The sequence below is a fragment of the Pseudomonas phytophila genome, from assembly GCF_025643095.1.
Taxonomy (GTDB): domain Bacteria; phylum Pseudomonadota; class Gammaproteobacteria; order Pseudomonadales; family Pseudomonadaceae; genus Aquipseudomonas; species Aquipseudomonas quasicaspiana.
On sequence record NZ_CP081201.1, the window covers coordinates 630262 to 651336 of the forward strand.

Annotated in this window: 17 protein-coding genes; 9 read left to right on the forward strand and 8 right to left on the reverse strand. The window is 58.1% G+C overall.

Going from position 1 to position 21075, the window contains the following annotated elements; all coding sequences use genetic code 11:
• Nucleotides 1-161: 161 nt before the first annotated feature.
• From phaC to K3169_RS02845, 7 genes are all read right to left on the reverse strand, one after another.
• Nucleotides 162-1841, reverse strand: coding sequence for a class II poly(R)-hydroxyalkanoic acid synthase (gene phaC / locus K3169_RS02815; RefSeq protein ID WP_122707504.1), 1680 nt, complete (start codon nt 1839-1841; stop codon nt 162-164).
• Nucleotides 1842-2174: 333 nt separating this feature from the next.
• Nucleotides 2175-2552 carry a gamma-butyrobetaine hydroxylase-like domain-containing protein gene (locus K3169_RS02820; protein ID WP_231675812.1) on the reverse strand — a complete coding sequence of 126 codons (378 nt, stop codon included), beginning with the start codon at nt 2550-2552 and terminating at the stop codon, nt 2175-2177.
• A gap of 278 nt (nt 2553-2830) precedes the next feature.
• Nucleotides 2831-4168 carry an HslU--HslV peptidase ATPase subunit gene (gene hslU, locus K3169_RS02825; protein WP_027901993.1) on the reverse strand — a complete coding sequence of 446 codons (1338 nt, stop codon included), beginning with the start codon at nt 4166-4168 and terminating at the stop codon, nt 2831-2833.
• 68 nt (nt 4169-4236) lie between these two features.
• Nucleotides 4237-4767 (reverse strand): ATP-dependent protease subunit HslV, encoded by a 531-nt coding sequence (hslV, locus tag K3169_RS02830; protein WP_027901992.1) that lies wholly within the window; start codon nt 4765-4767, stop codon nt 4237-4239.
• Nucleotides 4768-4988: 221 nt separating this feature from the next.
• On the reverse strand, nt 4989-5669 hold the full coding sequence (locus K3169_RS02835; protein ID WP_255878355.1) for an SPOR domain-containing protein: 681 nt from the start codon (nt 5667-5669) through the stop codon (nt 4989-4991).
• A 1-nt stretch (nt 5670) separates the two neighbouring features.
• Nucleotides 5671-7407 (reverse strand): arginine--tRNA ligase, encoded by a 1737-nt coding sequence (gene argS / locus K3169_RS02840; protein ID WP_263269880.1) that lies wholly within the window; start codon nt 7405-7407, stop codon nt 5671-5673.
• A 353-nt stretch (nt 7408-7760) separates the two neighbouring features.
• The gene (locus tag K3169_RS02845) at nt 7761-9980 is read right to left on the reverse strand and encodes a primosomal protein N' (protein ID WP_027901989.1); all 2220 of its coding nucleotides are present in this window, start codon (nt 9978-9980) and stop codon (nt 7761-7763) included.
• A 166-nt stretch (nt 9981-10146) separates the two neighbouring features.
• Here K3169_RS02845 and rpmE point away from each other — a divergent pair, with 166 nt between their 5' ends.
• The 3 genes from rpmE (at nt 10147) to K3169_RS02860 (ending at nt 12767) form a co-directional block, all read left to right on the forward strand.
• Nucleotides 10147-10380, forward strand: coding sequence for a 50S ribosomal protein L31 (rpmE, locus tag K3169_RS02850; protein ID WP_020293533.1), 234 nt, complete (start codon nt 10147-10149; stop codon nt 10378-10380).
• Between the two features lie 11 nt (nt 10381-10391).
• Nucleotides 10392-11207: a thermonuclease family protein gene (locus K3169_RS02855; RefSeq protein WP_263272198.1), complete on the forward strand. Its 816-nt coding sequence runs from the start codon at nt 10392-10394 to the stop codon at nt 11205-11207.
• Between the two features lie 291 nt (nt 11208-11498).
• A complete protein-coding gene (locus K3169_RS02860) occupies nt 11499-12767 on the forward strand; it encodes a malic enzyme-like NAD(P)-binding protein (protein ID WP_027901987.1) in 1269 nt (422 codons plus the stop codon).
• Between the two features lie 153 nt (nt 12768-12920).
• On the opposite strand, the gene K3169_RS02865 is transcribed toward K3169_RS02860, so the two are convergent.
• Nucleotides 12921-15380 carry a penicillin-binding protein 1A gene (locus K3169_RS02865; RefSeq protein ID WP_099268002.1) on the reverse strand — a complete coding sequence of 820 codons (2460 nt, stop codon included), beginning with the start codon at nt 15378-15380 and terminating at the stop codon, nt 12921-12923.
• 208 nt (nt 15381-15588) lie between these two features.
• Between K3169_RS02865 and K3169_RS02870 the strand changes: the two genes are divergently transcribed.
• The 6 genes from K3169_RS02870 to aroK are packed head-to-tail and all read left to right on the forward strand — an operon-like array spanning nt 15589 to nt 21045.
• Nucleotides 15589-16653, forward strand: a complete 1065-nt coding sequence (locus tag K3169_RS02870; protein ID WP_231675814.1) for a pilus assembly protein PilM — start codon at nt 15589-15591, stop codon at nt 16651-16653.
• Nucleotides 16653-17219 carry a PilN domain-containing protein gene (locus tag K3169_RS02875; RefSeq protein WP_027901984.1) on the forward strand — a complete coding sequence of 189 codons (567 nt, stop codon included), beginning with the start codon at nt 16653-16655 and terminating at the stop codon, nt 17217-17219. The genes K3169_RS02870 and K3169_RS02875 overlap by 1 nt, the downstream gene beginning before the upstream one ends.
• Nucleotides 17216-17839, forward strand: coding sequence for a type 4a pilus biogenesis protein PilO (pilO, locus tag K3169_RS02880; protein WP_122394928.1), 624 nt, complete (start codon nt 17216-17218; stop codon nt 17837-17839). Before K3169_RS02875 ends, pilO begins: the two co-directional genes overlap by 4 nt.
• Nucleotides 17836-18363, forward strand: coding sequence for a type 4a pilus biogenesis lipoprotein PilP (gene pilP / locus K3169_RS02885; RefSeq protein WP_099268005.1), 528 nt, complete (start codon nt 17836-17838; stop codon nt 18361-18363). Before pilO ends, pilP begins: the two co-directional genes overlap by 4 nt.
• 56 nt (nt 18364-18419) lie before the next feature.
• The gene (gene pilQ / locus K3169_RS02890; protein WP_255877728.1) at nt 18420-20522 is read left to right on the forward strand and encodes a type IV pilus secretin PilQ; all 2103 of its coding nucleotides are present in this window, start codon (nt 18420-18422) and stop codon (nt 20520-20522) included.
• Between the two features lie 4 nt (nt 20523-20526).
• Nucleotides 20527-21045 carry a shikimate kinase AroK gene (aroK, locus tag K3169_RS02895; protein ID WP_027901980.1) on the forward strand — a complete coding sequence of 173 codons (519 nt, stop codon included), beginning with the start codon at nt 20527-20529 and terminating at the stop codon, nt 21043-21045.
• Nucleotides 21046-21075 lie beyond the last annotated feature (30 nt).

Consider the following 21075-nt stretch of genomic DNA (forward strand, 5'->3'; position numbering starts at 1 on the left):
TCCACTGGATATTCTGGATCAGAAAAATGTCCTCCCGGCTAAAGCCAGTCCTACGGGGCTGTGTTTGCTGTGCGACGTAACAGTCTCGGAACGCGGCGATAGCCCTAACCGGTTTAACGGCAACGTCTGGCCATTCCTGACTCCACCCGTCGCATCAGCCCTTAGCGTTCATGCACATAGGTCCCCGGAGATGCTTCTGCGGGCGCAAAGGTCTTGTTGCCCAGGCTAGTGGGAGACTTCTTCATCTTTCCAGAGCGCTCGCTCAGCCAGCCCTGCCAGTGCAGCCACCAGGAATCGGTGTGCTTGGTGCCGTTTTCCTGCCAGGCCTTTGGATCAACCGGCATTTCGCTGTTGGTCATGTAGCGTGCCTTGGGGTTACCGGGCGGGTTGAGAATGCTCTGGATATGGCCGCTGCTGGACAGAACAAATTCAGTCTTTCCGCCGAACAGTCGTGCGGATTTGTAACAGGAGCCCCACGGCGTGATGTGATCGTTGGTCCCTGCCAGGCAAAACACATCGCTGGTGACCTGTTTGAGATCGATAGGCGTACCGCACACTTCAAGGGCATTGGGGCGGATCAGTGGGTTGTTCTTGAACATCTCGATCAGGTCGCCGTGAAAGGCAGCGGGCAGGCGAGTGGTGTCGTTGTTCCAGAACAGGATGTCGAACACCGGAGGCTCGTTACCCAGCAGGTAGTTGTTGACCCAGTAATTCCAGATCAGGTCATTGGGGCGCATCCAGGCGAATACTTTCGCCATATCGCTGCCTTCCAGCACGCCAGCCTGATAGGAGTGGCGCTTGGCCGATTCCAGGGTCTGCTCATCGACAAACAGCGCGACGTCGGTGTCCAGGGTGGTATCCAGTACGCTGACCAGCAGGGTCAGAGCATTGACCTTCTGATCGCCCAGCGCCGCGTAATGTCCCAGCAGGGCTGTGCAGGTAATGCCGCCGGAGCAAGCGCCGAGCATGTTGATGTCTTTGCTGCCGGTGATGGCGGTGACTACGTCGACAGCTTCCTTGAGCGCATCGATGTACGTCGACAGGCCCCATTCACGCTGCGCCTTGGTCGGGTTACGCCAACTGATAATGAACGTCTGCACGTTACTGCGCAGGCAAAAACGCGCCAGGCTTTTTTCCGGGCTCAGGTCGAATACGTAGAATTTGTTGATTTGCGGCGGCACCACCAACAGCGGCCGTTCATGCACTTGCTCGGTGATGGGCTTGTACTGAATCAGCTCCAGCACGTCGTTGCGAAACACCACCGAGCCTTCGCTGGTGCCCAGACTCTTGCCGACTTCGAAAGCGTCCATGTTGACCTGGCTGGGCATGCCGCCGTTATGCACCAGATCCTTGGCGAGATGTGACAGGCCATCAAGAATACTTTTGCCGCCGGTTTCGAAGAAGCGTTTGATCGCGGCCGGATTGGCGGCGGTGTTGGTGGGCGACATGGCTTCGGTCATCAGATTGATGACGAAGTGCCCGCGACTGATTTCCTGGGGAGAGAGATTGCTGTCGCCAATCCAGTCATGCAGCTCCTTGCGCCACGCCAGGTAGGACTGCAGATAACGACGATAAACCGGATTCTGGCTCCAGGCCGGATCGTTGAAGCGTCGGTCTTCCGGGGCTGGCTGGAGCGCTGACTTGCCCAGCAGCACGTTTTTGAGTTCAACGCCCAGACTGGCGACGTGCTTTGCACTGTGAAAGGGTTGTTTCAGAGCCTGACGCAGGACCATGCGGGCAGTGGTCAGCAAGTCCTTGCGCCGCAGACCAACGACCGGGTTCAAACCCAGTGTGTGTTCCGAGGCTTGTTGCTGCAGGTCATCGTTGTTTCTGCTACTCATTCACGACGCTCCATTGTCCTGATGTGAGTACCGCTTCCCTGTGAATCAGTGACACAGGCAAATGCCGGTACTACTGCTCGGGTGAACCATGATGGCTGAACTCAATTTCCCTTGGGGCCGCATTCATTCGTAACAAGCGCTGCGCTTTATACGACGGCTTTACCGCTCACCCTTTCGCTGCATTCGAAGATGCAGGGAACTTGCCAGAACCATTGGTTACGCGAGATTGCGAAAAATCGCAAGCAGCACCCGTCATTGGCCGCTGCGCGGCACATTCAAACAAAAGGAATTAGAAAGCGCGTCCTAAAACGCCGGGCGGCTCTGGGCCGAGGGTTAGAGCATCAGCCGGATGACTTGCTCGGAAGGGTCGCGGGATTTGCCTGCGTTTTTCAGCTCAAGCAAATAGTCATTCCACAGGTCTTCCTGGCGTTGTGCCAGTTCGTAGAGGTATTCCCAAGTGAACAATCCGCTGTCATGACCGTCGTCGAAGGTCAATTTCAGTGCGTATTGTCCGGCGGGTTCGACCTTGGTCAGGCCAACCCCCAGCTTGCCAAATTGCAGGATCGGCTTGCCGTGGCCCTGAACTTCGGCAGACGGCGAGTGCACCCGCAGGAACTCAGCAGGCAGGTGATATTCCTCGTCCGGCCCGTATTTGAGAGTCAGGGTTTTCGAGGCTTTGTGGAGCTGGATGGCGGTGGGGATTCGGGTCATGTAAAGGCCGTTACGTTCGAACGTATTACCGTGGGAGCGAATTCATTCGCGAAGGCGTCGTGTCAGGCAATGATGATGCAAGATGTGATGGCCCTTTCGCGAATGAATTCGCTCCCACGCAGACTGTGTGAAAACGTAGCGAGCGACGGCAAGACAAGGCAAAAACAGGCGAAAAAGCGGAGTCTAGGTGTTCTAAATGAGCATTTTTCGCCTGTTTTTAACGCAGTATTGCCGAGCGTAGTAGTTTTCACACTGTCTGCACGGGGGAGCGTCCGGCGTTAAAGAATATACCGCGACAGATCCTCATCCTTGGCCAGTTCGCCAAGATGACTGTTCACGTATTCTGCATCGATGCGAATCGGCGCTGCATCCGGATCCGTCGCCAGATCACCGGCGCTGAACGAGACTTCCTCAAGCAGACGCTCAAGCAGCGTGTGCAAGCGACGGGCACCGATGTTCTCGGTCTTCTCGTTGACCTGCCAGGCAATCTCGGCGAGACGCTTGATGCCGTCGGCTTCGAACGCGATGTTCAAGCCTTCGGTTTTCAGCAGTGCGCAGTATTGCTCGGTCAGGGACGCATGTGGCTCGCTGAGAATACGTTCGAAATCCTGTGGCGACAGCGCCTTGAGTTCAACACGGATCGGCAGACGGCCTTGCAGCTCAGGCACCAGATCGCTCGGCTTGCTCAAGTGGAAAGCGCCGGACGCGATGAACAGGATGTGGTCGGTTTTGACCATGCCCAGCTTGGTGTTGACCGTGCAGCCTTCGATCAGCGGCAGCAGGTCGCGCTGTACGCCTTCGCGGGACACATCGGCACCGCCCACATTGCCGCGCTTGGCGACCTTGTCGATTTCGTCGATGAACACGATGCCGTGCTGTTCGACGGCTTCCAGCGCCTTGGCCTTGAGTTCTTCCTCGTTAACGAGGCGACCCGCTTCTTCTTCGCGCACCAGCTTGAACGCTTCTTTGACCTTGAGCTTGCGGCTCTTCTTCTTGCCCTTGCCCATGTTGGCAAACAGGCTTTGCAGCTGGTTGGTCATTTCTTCCATGCCTGGTGGCGCGGAAATGTCGACGCCAACGGCTTCGTTTATTTCGATCTCGATTTCCTTGTCGTCCAGCTGACCTTCACGCAGGCGCTTGCGGAACAGCTGACGGGTATTGGAATCGTTGCTCGGCGCGGCTTCTTCCTGAAAACCCGTGCGGGCTGGAGGCAGAAGGGCGTCGAGGATACGGTCTTCAGCAGCGTCTTCGGCGCGGTGACGAACCTTGATGATTTCCTGTTCGCGCAGCAGCTTGATCGCCGCGTCGGCCAGATCACGAATGATCGACTCAACGTCGCGGCCGACATAACCGACTTCGGTGAATTTGGTCGCTTCGACCTTGATGAACGGCGCGTTGGCCAGCTTGGCCAGACGACGCGCGATCTCGGTTTTACCGACACCAGTCGGGCCGATCATCAGGATGTTCTTGGGCGTTACTTCAACGCGCAGTTCTTCCGGCAACTGCATCCGGCGCCAGCGGTTACGCAGGGCGATGGCAACGGCGCGCTTGGCATCGTCCTGGCCGATGATATGGCGGTTCAGTTCGTGGACAATTTCACGGGGAGTCATTGACATGGTATTTGGCGGTCCTCCAGCTGATTCAAGGTCGATATGGCCGCTGATAGCAGCGGCCATATCAAGGCTTACTCAGCGAGGTCCTGCTCCTCAATGGTGATGTTGTGGTTGGTGAACACGCAGATATCGCCAGCGATATGCAATGCGGTTTCGGCAATTTCACGCGCCGACAGGTCGGTCTTTTGCAGCAGGGCGCGGGCAGCGGCCTGTGCGAAAGCACCGCCAGAACCCATGGCAATCAGGCCATCTTCGGGTTCAACAACGTCGCCGTTGCCGGTGATGATCAATGAAGCGTCTTTGTTGGCGACGGCCAGCATGGCCTCCAGACGGCTCAGGGAGCGGTCGGTCCGCCAATCTTTGGCGAGTTCAACGGCGGCACGCACCAGATGACCTTGGTGCTTTTCAAGTTGCCCTTCAAAACGTTCGAAAAGAGTGAACGCGTCGGCCGTAGCGCCAGCGAAACCGGCAATCACTTCGCCGTGATACAGGCGACGCACTTTCTTGGCGTTGCCTTTCATGACGGTGTTGCCCAGAGAAACCTGGCCGTCGCCAGCCATGACGACTTTGCCGTGGCGGCGAACTGAAACGATGGTGGTCAAGGGAGAGTCTCCACACAGCGGGGCGAAAATGCCCTGGTGAAAACTCATATGGGGGTGTGGGAAGGGATTTCAACCGTGGGGGATGAGTGGTTGGGCATTGCCGGCAGGAGCGCGCTTGCCCGCGATAAGGGCCGAAGGACCTTCAAACAATAGTGGGCTCACTATTTCTACGACTGCTTAGCAGCCGATCGCGGGCAAGCGCGCTCCTACCAATGGGGTAGTTATTTACTACGTTGCTGCAACAACAAGTTACTAAAACCACCACTCGCCAACTGCTTCTGGGCAACGGTCAGTTGCTCACGGTTGCTGAACGGGCCAACCAGTACGCGGTACCAGGTTTCCTCTTTGACGGTGCCGGATTCCACGGCGGCGGTCTGGCCGAGCAAAATGATCTGCGCGCGCACCTTGTCGGCGTCTTCTTTCTTGCGGAACGAGCCCGCTTGCAGGAAGAACTGCGTCACTGCAGCCGGTTTCACCACGGGCGGGGCCGGTGGCGGCGTCAGGCCGCTAAGTGCCGCTTGTGCGCGTGCGGTATCAATCTTCGCTGCCTGTTCAGGCGTGACCGGCGCAACCACAGGTGGCGGAGTTTTCTCAGGCACGGCCTCGTTAGGCACGATGACTTCCGATTCCGGCAGCAGTGTGTAGAAGTCGTACTTGGGCTTCACCGGTGCTGTCGGGCTCGGCGGCGTCTTGTTCGCTTCGGCAATTTTTGCTGCCTTGGCATCCGCCCGGACCCGCTTGATGTCATCGCCACCGGGTTCGAGCTTCATCAGGAAGACGACAAATGCACCGACGCTGAGGCCGATCGCCAGCCACAGCCATCCAGGAATCGGCTTCTTCGCGGGTGCCTGATAACGGCTGGCGCCGCGCTTGGGAGCAGGTTTCTTTTTCGCGGCAGCCAACTTACATACGCTCCAGTGTTTCCAGACCCAACAGTTGCAGGCCTTGCTTGAGGGTGCGGCCAGTCAATGCAGCAAGGCGCAAACGGCTCTGCTGTTGTTCGGCATTATCGGCAGCCAGGATAGGGCAGTTCTCGTAGAAGCTGGAGAACAACCCCGCGAGGTCGTAGAGGTAAGCGCACAGAACGTGAGGCGTGCCCTTTTCGGAGACGTTGTTGAGGATTTCCCCAAACTGCGCCAGGCGTGCAGCCAGCTCTTGCTCCTGTGGTGCCTCAAGGACGATCTGGCCCTTGCTGGCATCAAACGGCGTGCCGAGTTTACGGAACACACCCGCAACCCGAGTGTACGCATACAGCAGATAAGGCGCGGTATTGCCTTCGAAGCTGAGCATCTGATCGAAATTGAAGCTGTAGTCGCTGGCCCGATGCTTGGACAGGTCGGCGTACTTCACTGCACTGATACCCACCGCCTGGGCGATGGTGCGCAGTTCGTCTTCAGGCAACTCCGGGTTCTTTTCCTTCACCAGGGTGTAGGCGCGCTCCTTGGCCTCTTCGAGCAGGTCGATGAGTTTGACTGTGCCACCGTCGCGGGTCTTGAACGGACGGCCATCGGCGCCGTTCATGGTGCCGAAGCCCATGTGTTCCAGTTGCATGCCTTCGTGAACGAAACCGGCGCGGCGCGCGACTTCGAAGACTTGCTGGAAGTGCAACGCCTGACGCTGGTCGACGAAATACAGCACGCGATTAGCTTTGAGTACGTTGCTGCGGTAGCGCATAGCCGCCAGGTCGGTGGTTGCATACAGATAGCCGCCTCCGGCCTTCTGCACGATGACCGGCAGCGGGGTGTCGTCTGCGGTGCGGAATTCTTCAAGGAATACGCACTGTGCGCCGTTGCTCTCAACCAGCAGGCCGGCTGCTTTCAGATCGGCAACTACGTTGGCCAGATCATCGTTGTAAGCACTCTCGCCCATCACGTCTGCCGGGGTCAGTTTGACGTTCAGCAGGTCGTAGACTTTCTGGCAGTGCGACAGCGAGATGTCTTTGAATTTGGTCCACAGGCTCAGGCATTCGGCGTCACCGGCCTGCAGTTTTACCACCAGCCCGCGAGCGCGGTCGGCGAACTCTTCGGATTCGTCAAAACGCTTTTTCGCAGCGCGGTAGAAGTCTTCCAGGTCCGACAACTCGTCGCTGGTGGCTGGCTGCTCTTGCAGGTAAGCCAACAGCATGCCGAATTGCGTACCCCAGTCGCCCACGTGGTTCTGGCGGATGACGGTGTCGCCCAGAAATTCCAGAACGCTGGCAACGCCGTCGCCAATGATGGTCGAACGCAAGTGGCCAACGTGCATCTCTTTCGCCAGATTCGGTGCCGACAGGTCGACCACGGTGCGCTGTGCAGGGCCGTTCTTGCGCACCGACAGTTGGGCGTCGGCCAAGGCGGCATCAAGGCGTGCGGCCAAGGCCTGGGTGTTCTGGAAGAAATTCAGGAAGCCTGGACCGGCGATTTCCACTTTGCTGATCTGCTCGTCGGCTGGCAGCGCGGCGATCAGCTTTTCAGCCAGATCACGGGGCTTCATGCCGGCTGGCTTGGCAAGCATCATGGCGATGTTGCTGGCGAAGTCGCCGTGGGTCTTGTCCTTGGCATTCTCCACCTGAATCGCTGGCGACAGGCCTTCTGGCAAGACGCCCTCGGTGACGAGTTGGCTCAGGGCTTGTTGGATCAGCTGGCGAATGGTGTCTTTCATGGTGCTCTCTTTCGACCGCAAGCGCGGCAGCGCCTGGATGCGCGGGTGGAAAAACTGGGCATTATCCGTTGCCGGAGCCACCTTGCCAACCGCGTTGGATGTGCGGTTGTAATTGTAGGAGCGCGCTTGCCCGCGATAAGGGCCGCAGGACCTTCAAAAAACTGACAGCGAGCAAGCTGGTGAAGCTTAAATTGCTATCGCGGGCAAGCGCGCTCCTACAGGTTCACTACGGAGCCAGGACGCACCGCTTCCCCTGTAGGAGTGAACTTGTTCGCGAAGCGGTCTTCCTGTCTCGCAGGCCTATCGCTTCGCCAACAAGTTGGCTCCTACAGGTATCCGCTTACAGGTGCTGGCTAATACAAATCCACCGGATCCACATCCAGCGACCACCTGACCTGCCTGCCGCTCGGCATTTGCTCCAGCGCCAGCAGCCAGGAAGCAAGCAGCCGGTGCAGTGGCGCTCGGGCGCTGGATTGCAGCAGCAATTGTGCTCGATATCGACCGGCGCGGCGCTCCATCGGTGCCGGGACCGGGCCGAGCAATTCAATGCCGCCCAGATTCATGTCGTTCAACAGCTGCTCGGCAACCGAGCAGGCCTCATCGAGAAACCCTTCGGCCTGACCCGGTTTATGGGCTTCGGCCCGTAACAGTGCCAGATGCGCAAAAGGTGGCAAACCAGCCGCGCGACGTTCGCTCAGGGCTTGCTCGGCGAAGGCGAAGTAACCTTGTTCGGTAAGCTGAATCAGCAGTGGGTGATCCGCCAGGTGCGTCTGGATGATCACCCGGCCTGGCTCTTCAGCCCGTCCGGCCCGCCCGGCAACCTGAACGATCAGCTGCGCCATGCGCTCGCTGGCACGGAAGTCTCCGGAAAACAGGCCGCCATCGGCATCCAGAATCGACACCAGTGTCACACGCGGGAAGTGGTGCCCTTTGGCGAGCATCTGTGTGCCCACCAGAATGCACGGCTGGCCGCGCTGAATGGTCGCGAACAGTTGATTCATCGCGTCTTTGCGCGAGGTGCTGTCGCGATCAACCCGCAATACGGGGTAATCCGGAAACAGAATCGCCAGACGCTCTTCAGCGCGCTCGGTGCCTGCGCCAACCGGGCGCAAATCCACTTTGCCGCAGGACGGGCACTGGCGCGGTACGCGTTCGACGTGGCCGCAGTGGTGGCAGCGCAATTCCCCGGAGCGCTGATGCACGGTCATTCGCGCATCACATCGCGGGCAGCCCGACAGCCAGCCGCAATCGTGGCACAGCAGCGTCGGCGCAAAGCCGCGTCGGTTGAGGAAGACCAACACTTGCTGACCGGCTTCGAGAGTCTGGCCGATGGCTTGTTGCATCGGTCCGGAGATACCGCTGTCCAGTGGACGGCTTTTAACGTCCAGCCGCATGAATTTCGGTTGCTGCGCGCCGCCCGCACGCTCATTGAGGCGCAACAGGCCGTAGCGGCCGGTGTAGGCGTTGTGCAGGCTTTCCAGCGAAGGTGTGGCCGAGCCGAGCACAATGGGGATATTTTCCTGGCGTGCACGCACTAAAGCCAGATCCCGTGCGTGATAGCGCAGGCCTTCCTGCTGTTTATAGGAGCCGTCGTGCTCTTCGTCGATGATGATCAGGCCGGGATTCTTCATCGGCGTGAACAGCGCCGAACGAGTACCGATAATAATATCGGCCTCGCCATCCCGCGCTGCCAGCCAGGCATCCAGCCGGTCACGATCATTGACTGCCGAATGCAGCAGGGCGATGCGTGCGTTGAAGCGCTGCTCGAAGCGCGCCAGGGTTTGCGGCCCGAGGTTGATTTCCGGGATCAACACCAGCGCCTGTTTACCGGCTTCCAGCGTTTCGCGGATCAGCTGTAAATAGACTTCGGTCTTGCCGCTGCCGGTAACGCCCGCCAGCAGGAACGCATGAAAGCTGCCGAACCCGGCGCGAATCGCCTCGCAGGCCGCGCGTTGTTCCGTGTTGAGGGGCAGTTCCGGCTGGGCCAGCCAGTGTTCATGACGCGCCGAAGGAGCATGGCTGCGTACTTCAACCTGCACCAACTCTTTAGCCAGCAGCAAATTGAGGCTTTCTTTATTAAGCATCAGCTTGCTCAGCAACTGATGCGCAACACCGTGTGGATGCTGGGCGAGGGTGGTCAGTGCTTCGCGTTGCTTGGGTGCCCGGGCAATGCGCGGGTCATCGACGCTGGCATTCGGCGCAACCTGCCAGAAGCGCTCCTGGCGCGATTCGGCCGGTTCGCCCTGGCGCAGCAGGACTGGCAGCGCCCAGCTCAAGGTGTCGCCGAGGCTGTGCTGATAATACTGAGAGGTCCACAGGCACAGCTTGAACAGCGCGGGAGGCAGGGGGGCTTGCTCATCGAGCAGGGCGATGGCGGGCTTGAGTTTGTCTGCGGGCACTTCGCTGTGATCGGCGATCTCGATCAGAATGCCGATCATTTCCCGACGGCCGAAGGGGACTCGCAGGCGCATGCCAGGCTGCAAGGCACTGCGCAGCACTCCGGCAGGTGCTCGGTAGTCGAACAGGCGCCGCAGTGGCGAAGGCAGGGCAAGGCGCAGAATGGCGTCGGGCACGCGGGGTTTCCCTGTTACGGTATGTGACGGATGCGCGATCTTAGCAGACGACCGGCGTAAAGCCCCGCTTGCGTGATCTGGATTGTCTGGTAATATTCGCGGCCTATTTACGTGCGGTATTCAACAATAGTGTTGGATGGCGGCACGCTAGCCCGAGGAAGTACCGATGAAAGCTGATATCCATCCAGTTTACGAAGCCATTGACGCTACTTGCAGCTGCGGCAATGTCATCAAAACCCGTTCGACTCTCGCCAAGCCTCTGAGCCTTGACGTTTGCAACGAGTGCCACCCGTTCTACACCGGCAAGCAGAAGACTCTTGACGTTGGCGGCCGTGTTGACAAGTTCAAGTCGCGCTTCGGTGCGTTCGGTGCTACCAAAGCTCCTGCTGCTGCAGAGTAAGGTTGGCCGATCTGGAAAATCCAACGGGTTTCTCCAGGCTGCTTAAAAAGGCGTCCCTTGTGGGCGCCTTTTTTGTGGCCGCGATTTGGCTGCCTGCCGCCCAGGCTCTTTGCCCTGCGCCATCCTCGTTTCCGGTTGCTCAGGTCGAGCGTGTGGTCGATGGCGATACCCTGCGCCTTAAGGATGGGCGCAACGTACGCATGGTCGGGATCAACACTCCAGAGACGGGAAAGAAAAGCCGTTCCGCCGAGCCGTTTGCCGAGGCTGCCAAAAGCCGCTTGCAGACACTGGTGGCTGAAAGCAACGGCACCGTCAGTTTGCGGATCGGCCAACAGGCCAAGGATCGTTATGGTCGCGTGCTGGCCAATGTCTATGGTCGCGACGGTGCCAATCTCGAAGCGCAGTTGCTGAGCGAAGGTCTGGGTTATCTGGTTGCGGTGTCGCCTAACGTAGCGCTGGTAGATTGTCAGCAAGCGGCTGAGCGTAGCGCCCGTCAGGCTGACCTCGGTGTGTGGCGTAAATCGCCGGTGCAGTCGGCGGGTCAGATCGATAAGGGCGGTTTTGCGCTGGTCTCTGGTCAGGTCACGGGGGTGCAGCGCAATGGGAGTGGCATCTGGATTGAGCTGCAGGGTTCGCTGGTGCTGCGTATCGCCCCGGACCTTGTCAGCCAGTTTGACGCCAAACAGCTGAGCCGCATGAAGGGCCAGCGTATCGAGGCGCGTGGCTGGGTGGTTGATCGATCTCGACGGGGCGGCCTCAAGGATGGGCAGGCACGCTGGATGATGCCGATTACCCATCCGGCGATGCTTGATTCATCGACCCTCTGACACACCGATCTGTAGGCGCACGCTTCCATCAAACAACACGCAAACTAATGGATTGGAATGCATTTTCTGTAGGAGCTGCCGAAGGCTGCGAAGCGTTTATCCTGACACACCGCGATCGCAGCCTTCGGCAGCTCCTACAAACTCGTTCCCCTGATGCAACTCCTCCGCTCTAAGCGTAAAGTCTAACTCCCCGCCTATTGACAGTTGTGACTGGCCAGTCTTGTTAGGACTTTGCATCTTGCGTATCCTCGGCGGTCCGTCTTCCCACAGTAAAAAAAGCGGAATGCCCACATGTCTGATTTGAAAACTGCCGCGCTTGAATATCACGCCAATCCTCGTCCGGGGAAACTGAGCGTAGAACTCACCAAGCCCACCGCTACTGCTCGCGACCTGGCCCTGGCTTACAGCCCTGGCGTTGCCGAGCCTGTGCGTGAAATCGCCCGTGACCCTGAGCTGGCTTACAAATACACCGGCAAAGGCAATCTGGTAGCAGTTATTTCCGATGGCACCGCGATCCTCGGCCTGGGTGATTTGGGCCCACTGGCATCCAAGCCAGTGATGGAAGGCAAGGGCGTTCTGTTCAAGCGTTTCGCCGGTATCGATGTATTCGATATCGAAGTGGATTCGGAAAGCCCACAGGCTTTCATCGATACCGTAAAACGCATCTCCATCACCTTCGGCGGTATCAACCTCGAAGACATCAAGGCGCCTGAGTGCTTTGAGATCGAGAAAGCGCTGATCGAACAATGCGACATCCCGGTTTTCCACGATGACCAGCACGGCACCGCGATTGTTACGGCGGCCGGTATGATCAACGCCCTGGAAATCGTCGGCAAGAACCTGGCTGACGCAAAAATCGTCTGCCTGGGCGCTGGCGCAGCGGCCATCTCCTGCATGAAGTTGCTGGTGAGCATGGGCGCGAAGATCGAAAACATCTTCATGATCGACCGTTCCGGCGTTATCCACTCCGGCCGTACCGATCTGAACCAGTACAAAGCGGTGTTCGCTCACGCGACTGAAAAGCGCACCCTGGCTGACGCTCTGGATGGCGCAGACGTGTTCGTTGGTCTGTCTGGCCCGAACCTGCTGAGCGCTGAAGGTCTGAAGTCGATGGCCAAGGATCCGATCGTGTTCGCCTGCTCGAACCCTGATCCGGAAATCTCCCCGGAGTTGGCTCACGCTACTCGCAGCGACGTGATCATGGCGACAGGTCGTTCCGACTACCCGAACCAGGTCAACAACGTACTGGGCTTCCCGTTCATCTTCCGCGGCGCTCTGGACGTTCGCGCCAAGCGTATCAACGAAGAAATGAAGATCGCAGCGGCCAACGCCCTGCGTGAACTGGCCAAACTGCCAGTGCCTCAGGAAGTCTGCGACGCCTACGGCGGCATCAAGCTGGAATTCGGTCGTGAGTACATCATCCCGAAACCAATGGATACCCGCCTGCTGGGCCTGATCGCTGATGCCGTTGCCAAGGCAGCCATCGAAAGCGGTGTTGCGACTCTGCCGTATCCAAAGCACTACCCGCTGACCAGCGTTGATGACGTTTTTAACGGCTAACGTTGTTAGCAGACCCATAAAAGAACCCGGCCATTAGCCGGGTTTTTTTATGGGGAAGTTTCAAGCTACAAGCTGCAAGCGAAAACAACGCAGCATTCCGTTTCTCCACTGCTTTTTCTTGTAGCTCGCGGCTTGAAGCTTGTAGCTGCTTGCCTAGAACAAATCGATCGGCGCCGACTCATCCGCAGGCAACGGACTGCCCGGTGCCTGGCCGCCCAGTTCGTTGACGCTTGGCGGCGTATCTTCGCTTTTGAACAGCTCGAAGAACGCGTTAGGCGTGCTCGGAGTTGCTGCACGGCCGCTGATCGGATCAACCCTCAGGCTCAGGATGCCATCCGGCTCGGCCTGCTGATGCGGCGGCTTGTCCTTGAGCGCGGCGCTCATGTAGTTCATCCAGATCGGCAGAGCGACGGTACCGCCAAATTCATGACGGCCCAGGCTTTCTGGTTGGTCAAAGCCCGTCCAGACCGTGGTCACGTAATCGGCGTTGTAACCGGTGAACCACGCATCCTTGGATTCGTTGGTCGTACCGGTCTTGCCTGCGATATCCGGACGGTTCATCGCCAAGGCGCGGCGGCCGGTACCGCGTTTGATCACGTCCTGCAGCATGCTGTTGAGGATGTACGTGGTCCGGCTGTCCACAATGCGCGGTGCAACGGCGGGTGCCTGAGGATCAACCGGCGCAGCAGGCTGTGCAGGGCCTTCACTGGATGAGGTGATCAGCGCAGGTCCATTGGGCACCGCTACCGTGTTGGCATGTGGCGCTGGCTGGTGGTCGACCGCTGGAACGCTTGGCGGGTTGGCCTCAAACAAGGTCACGCCATCGCGGCTCTCGATGTTCTGGATCAGGTATGAGTTGATCTTGTAGCCACCGTTGGCGAACGCTGACCAACCGGTGACGATTTCCATCGGTGTCAGAGTGGCTGTGCCCAGTGCCAGCGACAGGTTGCGCGGCAGATCACTCTTGTTGAAGCCAAAGCGCGTGATGTAGTCGATTGACGTATCGATGCCCAGTTGTTGCAGCAGACGAATCGAAACAAGGTTGCGCGACTTGTACAGCGCTTCACGCAGGCGTATCGGGCCAAGGAAGGTATTGGTGTCGTTCTTCGGACGCCAGACCTTGTCCAGATACTCGTCAACAAACACGATCGGCGCATCGTTTACCAGACTTGACGCGGTGTAGCCGTTGTCCAGCGCGGCGCTGTACAGGAATGGCTTGAAGCTCGAGCCCGGTTGACGCTTGGCTTGGAGGGCGCGGTTGTAGTTGCTCTGCTCGAAGGCGAAACCACCGACCAGCGCACGAATTGCACCATTTTGTGGGTCAAGTGATACCAGTGCACTTTGCGCCGCCGGTATCTGGCTGAACTTGAGAGAGCCATTTTCCTGACGCTGCAGGCGAACCAGATCGCCTACATGCGCGACATCAGCAGGTCCCTTGGGATTTGCGCCCAGGCTGTTGGTGTTCAGATAAGGGCGCGCCCATTTCATGCTCGCCCATTCGACAGTTTCTTCCTTCTCACCATTACGGGTCAGGACGCGAACGCCAGTCTTGTCGACCTGGGTGACGATTGCAGGCTCAAGGCCGCTGATGGTGCGTTGCTTGGTCAGCTCTTGCGCCCAGCCTTCGCGGGTCATGCCCGGGAAGCGGCTTTCAGGGCCGCGATAGCCGTGCCGCTGGTCGTATTCGATCAGGCCTTCCTGAACCGCCGTATTGGCGTGTTCCTGAAGGTCGCTTGGGACTGTCGTGGTTACACGGAAGCCTTCTGTATAGGCGTCGCTGCCATAACGGCCGACCATTTCGGCCCGCGCCATTTCTGCAATATAAGGTGCGTTAACTTCAGGTGTCGGTACGTGGTAGCTGGCGTTGAGTGGCTCGCTTAGCGCAGCCTGATAGGCGCTCTGGTCGATCTTGCCCAGCTTGAACATGCGCCCCAGGATCCAGTCGCGACGCTCTTTGGCGCGCGTCGGGTTTGCCAGAGGGTTGAAGCGTGAAGGTGCTTTCGGCAGGCCGGCAATCATGGCCATCTGCGCAAGGCTTACGTCGCGGATCGATTTGCCGTAATAAACCTGCGCCGCTGCTTCGATGCCGTAGGCCCTGTTGCCCAGATAGATCTTGTTGACGTACAGCTCGAGAATTTCGTCTTTGGTCAGTTGGCGCTCAATTTGCAGTGCAAGAAGGATCTCGGTGGTTTTACGCGAAAAACTGCGCTCACTCGTCAGAAAATAGTTCTTTGCCACCTGCATGGTGATGGTGCTGCCGCCCGACTGGATGTGGCCGCTTTTGACAAGTTGCGACGCCGCACGCATCAGGCTGCCAGGGTCGACGCCGTAGTGGTTGGCGAAATTGTCATCTTCGGCCGAGAGCAAGGCGTTGATGAAATTCGGCGGGATGTCGGCGAAGCGGATCGGGGTACGGCGCATCTCGCCAAACTCCGCAATCAACTTGCCGTCGCTGCTGTAGACGCGCAGGGGGATTTGCAGCTGGATGCTGCGCAAGGCTTCTACAGACGGCAGGTTAGGGCTCAGATAAAGAAAGGCACCGCTGAGGCCGAGCAACAGCGCACAGAATACGGCGACGAGAGACCACCAGAAAAACTTCAGCAGGCGTATCAAGGCTTTTTGATTTCCAGAATAAAAAGAATGAGTTAAGCGCAGGCACTAACAAATAGACACGCCTTGAAGCTTGGTTATACGAAAAAAGCGCTGGGCATTATAAGCATTTTTCGTCTCCGAGCGTTATTTGCGCTACTGTCAGGATTGCTGGCGGCGGCGTTGGACAACAAATTATCCGTAAGTGACGGAAACTCATAGGGAACAGGTTGTGTTCGAACTCTTCGGTAAGAAGGCCAACACCCTTCTAGGGATCGATATTAGCTCTACATCGGTGAAACTCCTTGAATTGAGTCGTTCCGGCACACGTTACAAAGTCGAGTCCTACGCGGTGGAGCCGCTCCCGGCGAACGCGGTGATCGAGAAGAACATTGCCGAGCTCGAAGGCGTCGGAAATGCATTGGCGCGCGTATTGGCCAAGGCGCGTACAAGCGTCAAATCTGTGGCGGTCGCCGTGGCCGGTTCGGCGGTGATTACCAAGACCATCGAGATGGACGCTGGCCTGTCGGATGACGACATGGAAAACCAGCTGAAAATCGAGGCTGATCAGTACATTCCCTATCCACTGGAAGAAGTCGCGATCGATTTTGAGGTTCAGGGCTATTCGGTGCGCAACCCCGAGCGCGTTGAAGTCCTGCTGGCCGCCTGCCGTAAAGAAAATGTTGAAGTACGCGAAGCCGCCCTGGCCCTTGCGGGGCTCAATGCACGGGTCGTCGATGTCGAGGCCTACGCACTGGAGCGTGCCTATGGGTTGTTGTCGACGCAACTGGGCAACGGTCACGACAAACTGACCGTTGCCATCGTCGACATCGGCGCGACCATGACCACCCTGAGCGTGCTGCACAACGGACGCATTATCTATACCCGTGAACAGCTGTTCGGTGGGCGTCAGCTGACCGAGGAAATCCGGCGTCGCTATGGCCTTTCGATGGAAGAAGCCGGGCTTGCCAAGAAGCAGGGCGGTCTGCCCGATGATTACTTGATCGAAGTGCTGCAGCCATTCAAGGACGCCGTGGTGCAGCAAGTTGCCCGGTCGCTGCAATTCTTCTTCGCCGCAGGACAATACAACGCCGTGGACTACATCATGCTGGCCGGTGGTACCGCATCGGTTTCCGGGCTGGACAACCTGATTCAACAGCGCGTCGGCACACCCACTCTGGTGGCCAACCCGTTTGCAGACATGGCCTTGAGCGCCAAGGTCAATGCTGGCGCCCTGGCCAGCGATGCTCCTGCTTTGATGATCGCGTGCGGTCTGGCCCTGAGGAGCTTTGACTGATGGCACGGATCAACCTTCTCCCCTGGCGTGAACAGTTGCGCGAAGAGCGCAAGAAAAGATTTCTGATGGCCTTGGCTGGCGTATTTGTAGCTTCGGTCGGCGTATTGTTCATGGTTGATCAATATCTGAGCAGTGCGATTACTCATCAGGCGGCGCGCAATGCGTTCATCCAGAAGGAAATCGTGCAGCTCGATGAGCGTATTAAAGAGATCAGCGATCTGCGAGCCCGCCGCAAGCAATTGCTGGAACGGATGAAAATCATCCAGGACCTGCAGGGCAATCGCCCGATCATTGGCCGGGTGTTTGACCAGATGGCGCGTACCCTGCCGGACGGCGTGTATTTCTCGAACGTGAAGATGGTCGACAAACTGGTGAGCGTCACGGGCGCGGCAGAATCGAACAATCGCGTGTCGGACTTGATGCGTAATCTCGAGGCTTCCGACTGGTTTGAAGCACCGAGTCTGACCGAAGTGAAGGCAACAACCGCCGGCGCGCTGGATCAGGCCAACGTGTTTCAGTTAACAGTGCGCCAGACACAGCCGGCCATTGATGGAGTCAAGCCATGAATCTTTCCGAGACGCTGGAAAGTCTGCGCCGGATTGACCTTGGCGATCTGGACATCAACAACCTTGGCTCATGGCCCGCTGCGGTCAAGTTCGTGACCGGCATCCTGTTGATGGTGCTTGTGCTGGCGCTGGGTTACTTCTTCTATATCCAGGATCTTGAGAGTCAGCTTGATGGCGCACGCGCCAATGAAAGCACGCTCAAAGAGCAGTTCACCAACAAGGCGTTCCAGGCCGCAAACCTGCAGCCCTACAAGGTGCAGATGACCGAGATGGAAAACACCTTCGGCGCATTGTTGCGGCAGTTGCCCAGCGATACCGAAGTACCTGGCTTGCTGGAAGACATCACGCGCACAGGGTTGGGCAGTGGGCTGGAGTTCGAAGAGATCAAGCTGCTACCGGAAGCGGCTCAGCAGTTTTACATCGAGTTGCCGATCCAGATCACCGTAGTGGGCGGGTATCACGATCTGGCCACCTTCGTCAGTGGTGTCGCCAGCCTGCCGCGGATCGTCACCCTGCATGATTTCGAGATTAAGCCTGTGGAAGCTTCAAATCCGTCCAGGCTGCGAATGAATATTCTTGCCAAGACCTATCGCTACAACGATGAAGGACTGAATAAATGAGGCTGGCGCGATTGTTGTGCGCCAGTGTGGCGTTGATCAGTCTGGCCGGTTGCAACGAGGATTCGTCGTTCGCCGACCTGACCAGTTTTATGGATGAGGCGCGTGCCCGACCAACGGGCACCATCGAGCCTCTGCCAAGGTTTCGTCCTTATGAGGCTTTCACGTATAACGCTGCGAATCTGCGCAGCCCGTTTCAGCCGCCGATCAAGGTCGATCTGGTTAACCGTCTCAAAGGGTCAAGACTGGTGGCTCCGGATGAAACACGGCCAAGGCAGTTTCTGGAAGGGTTCAATATCGAGACGTTCGAGATGGTCGGCACCATGGGTAATGAAACCGGGACCTTTGCCTTGCTCAAGGGGGCGGGTGGCGTATACCGGGTGAAAGTCGGTGATTACCTGGGCCGCAATAACGGCCGGATTGTCTCGGTCGATGAATCTCGCGTTGATGTCGTAGAAATAGTTCCTGACGGAGAGGGGGCATGGCTGGAAAGGCCGCGCAGCATTTCCCTGAAAGAACGCTCATGAAACGAGCACAGCCAAGCATGCAAAGCACTCTCGGGTTCGCAGGACGGAAAATGATCATGACCAGGATTCTTTCGGCTATCGGTGTATCGCTATGGATTGCGATGATTTCGCCGATGCTCCAGGCCGCCACTCTCAAGACGCTGGATGTTGCGGCGCTGCCCGGTGACAGGATCGAGCTCAAGCTGACTTTTGATGCGCCGGTCCCTGCCCCCAGAGGCTATACCACTGAACAGCCAGCGCGTATCGCACTCGATTTGCCCGGCGTGACCAGTCAGCTGGCGACCAAAAGTCGTGAGCTGGGCAGTGGCAATGCCCGCAGTGTAGTCGTGGTTCAGGCCAATGATCGCACGCGGGTCATTGTCAACATGACCACACTTGCGCCTTACAGCTCACGGGTTGATGGCAATAATCTGTTTATCGTGATCGGTCAGGGCGCTACGGCGGCGCAGGCATCGCAACCCAGTACTGCGCAGGGCGCGGCTCGTGTTGCCGTGCCACCTTCTGCTCCCGCAAGACCCAAGGCTTATGCGCCAACAGGCAAAGCGATCCGCAATGTCGATTTCCAGCGGGGCGAGTTGGGCGAAGGCAATGTGATCATTGATCTGACGGACTCCAGTGTTGCTCCTGATATTCAGGAGCAGGGCGGCAAGATTCGCGTCGACTTCGCCAAAACCCAATTGCCTGAAAAGCTGCGGGTACGACTGGATGTCAAGGACTTCGCGACGCCGGTGCAGTTCGTTAACGCCACTGCGACCGGCGACAAGGCAAGCATCACCATCGAGCCATCCGGGCCTTTCGATTACTCCGCCTATCAGACCGAAAGCAAGCTGACCATCAGCGTGCGTCCGTTGACCAACGAAGACCTGGACCGCCGCAACGCAGAGAAGCTGGTTTACACCGGTGAAAAACTGTCGCTCAACTTCCAGGACATCGATGTGCGCTCGGTGCTGCAATTGATCGCAGACTTCACCAGTCTCAACCTGGTCGCCAGTGACACGGTTCAGGGCGGCATTACCTTGCGCCTGCAGAACGTGCCGTGGGATCAGGCGCTGGATCTGGTGCTGAAAACCAAAGGTCTGGACAAACGCAAGATCGGCAACGTTTTGCTGGTCGCACCCGCCGACGAAATTGCGGCCCGCGAGCGTCAGGAGCTGGAGTCTCTCAAGCAGATTGCCGAGCTGGCACCGCTGCGTCGTGAACTGTTGCAGGTCAACTACGCCAAGGCTGCGGACATCGCCAAACTGTTCCAGTCAGTGACCAGCGCCGAGTCGAAAGTCGATGAGCGCGGCTCGATTACCGTGGATGACCGAACCAACAACATCATTGCCTACCAGACTCAGGACCGTCTGGACGAGCTGCGCCGCATCGTCTCCCAGCTGGATATTCCCGTGCGTCAGGTGATGATCGAGGCGCGAATCGTCGAGGCCAATGTCGGTTACGACAAGGCGCTCGGGGTCCGCTGGGCAGGCGACACCAACCGTAATAACAACCACAAATGGAGTGGTTATGGTCTGGATGATAATGGGGACGAAGCCGGTAACACGGGCGATGCGCTGACTTCCAATGTGCCATTCGTCGATCTGGGCGCAGCCAATGCAACCTCCGGCATTGGTATCGCTTTCATGACCAATAACGCTTTACTCGATCTCGAGCTCAGCGCAATGGAAAGAACCGGCAACGGTGAAATCGTCTCCCAGCCCAAGGTGGTCACTTCCGACAAGGAAACCGCGAAGATTCTGAAAGGCACCGAGATTCCTTATCAGGAATCCAGCTCCAGTGGTGCCACGACAGTGTCTTTCAAAGAGGCCTCGCTCTCACTGGAAGTGACGCCGCAGATCACGCCGGACAACCGCATCATCATGGAGGTCAAGGTCACCAAGGATGAGCCCGACTACCTGAACATGGTGCAAGGCGTTCCCCCTATTCGTAAAAACGAAGTCAACGCAAAGGTGCTGGTCGCCGATGGAGAAACCATCGTAATCGGTGGTGTGTTCTCGAATACGCAAACTAAAACTGTCGATAAGGTGCCATTTCTCGGCGATGTGCCGTATGTTGGCCGCCTTTTCCGGCGCGATGTGGTCTCGGAAGCGAAATCCGAGCTGCTGGTGTTCCTCACTCCGCGTATCATGAACAACCAGGCGATTGCTGTGAGTCGTTGATTCTGTGCGAAATTTAATACTTGTAGGGCCGATGGGGGCTGGTAAAAGCACCATCGGCCGTTTGCTGGCCAAAGAGCTGCGCCTGCCGTTCAAGGATTCCGACAAGGAAATTGAGCTGCGCACGGGTGCCAATATCCCGTGGATCTTTGATAAAGAAGGTGAGCCCGGATTCCGTGACCGCGAGCAGGCGATGATTGCCGAGCTATGCAGTGTCGACGGGATCGTCCTCGCGACCGGCGGCGGTGCCGTCATGCGTAGCGAAAATCGCCAGGCCCTGCACCAGGGTGGGCGCGTGGTGTATCTGCATGCCTCGGTAGAGCAGCAAGTCGGGCGTACTGCCCGCGACCGTAACCGCCCGCTGTTGCGCACCGCTGATCCGGCAAAGGTTTTGAGCGATCTGCTCGAAATGCGTGACCCGCTTTATCGGGAGATCGCTGATCTGGTGGTTGAAACCGATGAGCGGCCGCCACGAATGGTGGTTCTTGATATTCTTGCGCGCCTGGCGGAGCTTCCTCCCCGTTAAAGCCTGGGCAGAAATGCGCTATCCTCTGCG

What these genes read in the sequence shown, in the direction of transcription:
- phaC (WP_122707504.1), bottom strand. Translation starts at nt 1,841, where the DNA reads ATGAGTAGCAGAAACAACGATGACCTGCAGCAACAAGCCTCGGAACAC.
- K3169_RS02820 (WP_231675812.1), bottom strand. Translation starts at nt 2,552, where the DNA reads ATGACCCGAATCCCCACCGCCATCCAGCTCCACAAAGCCTCGAAAACC.
- hslU (WP_027901993.1), bottom strand. Translation starts at nt 4,168, where the DNA reads ATGTCAATGACTCCCCGTGAAATTGTCCACGAACTGAACCGCCATATC.
- argS (WP_263269880.1), bottom strand. Translation starts at nt 7,407, where the DNA reads ATGAAAGACACCATTCGCCAGCTGATCCAACAAGCCCTGAGCCAACTC.
- rpmE (WP_020293533.1), top strand. Translation starts at nt 10,147, where the DNA reads ATGAAAGCTGATATCCATCCAGTTTACGAAGCCATTGACGCTACTTGC.
- K3169_RS02860 (WP_027901987.1), top strand. Translation starts at nt 11,499, where the DNA reads ATGTCTGATTTGAAAACTGCCGCGCTTGAATATCACGCCAATCCTCGT.
- K3169_RS02875 (WP_027901984.1), top strand. Translation starts at nt 16,653, where the DNA reads ATGGCACGGATCAACCTTCTCCCCTGGCGTGAACAGTTGCGCGAAGAG.
- pilO (WP_122394928.1), top strand. Translation starts at nt 17,216, where the DNA reads ATGAATCTTTCCGAGACGCTGGAAAGTCTGCGCCGGATTGACCTTGGC.
- pilP (WP_099268005.1), top strand. Translation starts at nt 17,836, where the DNA reads ATGAGGCTGGCGCGATTGTTGTGCGCCAGTGTGGCGTTGATCAGTCTG.
- pilQ (WP_255877728.1), top strand. Translation starts at nt 18,420, where the DNA reads ATGACCAGGATTCTTTCGGCTATCGGTGTATCGCTATGGATTGCGATG.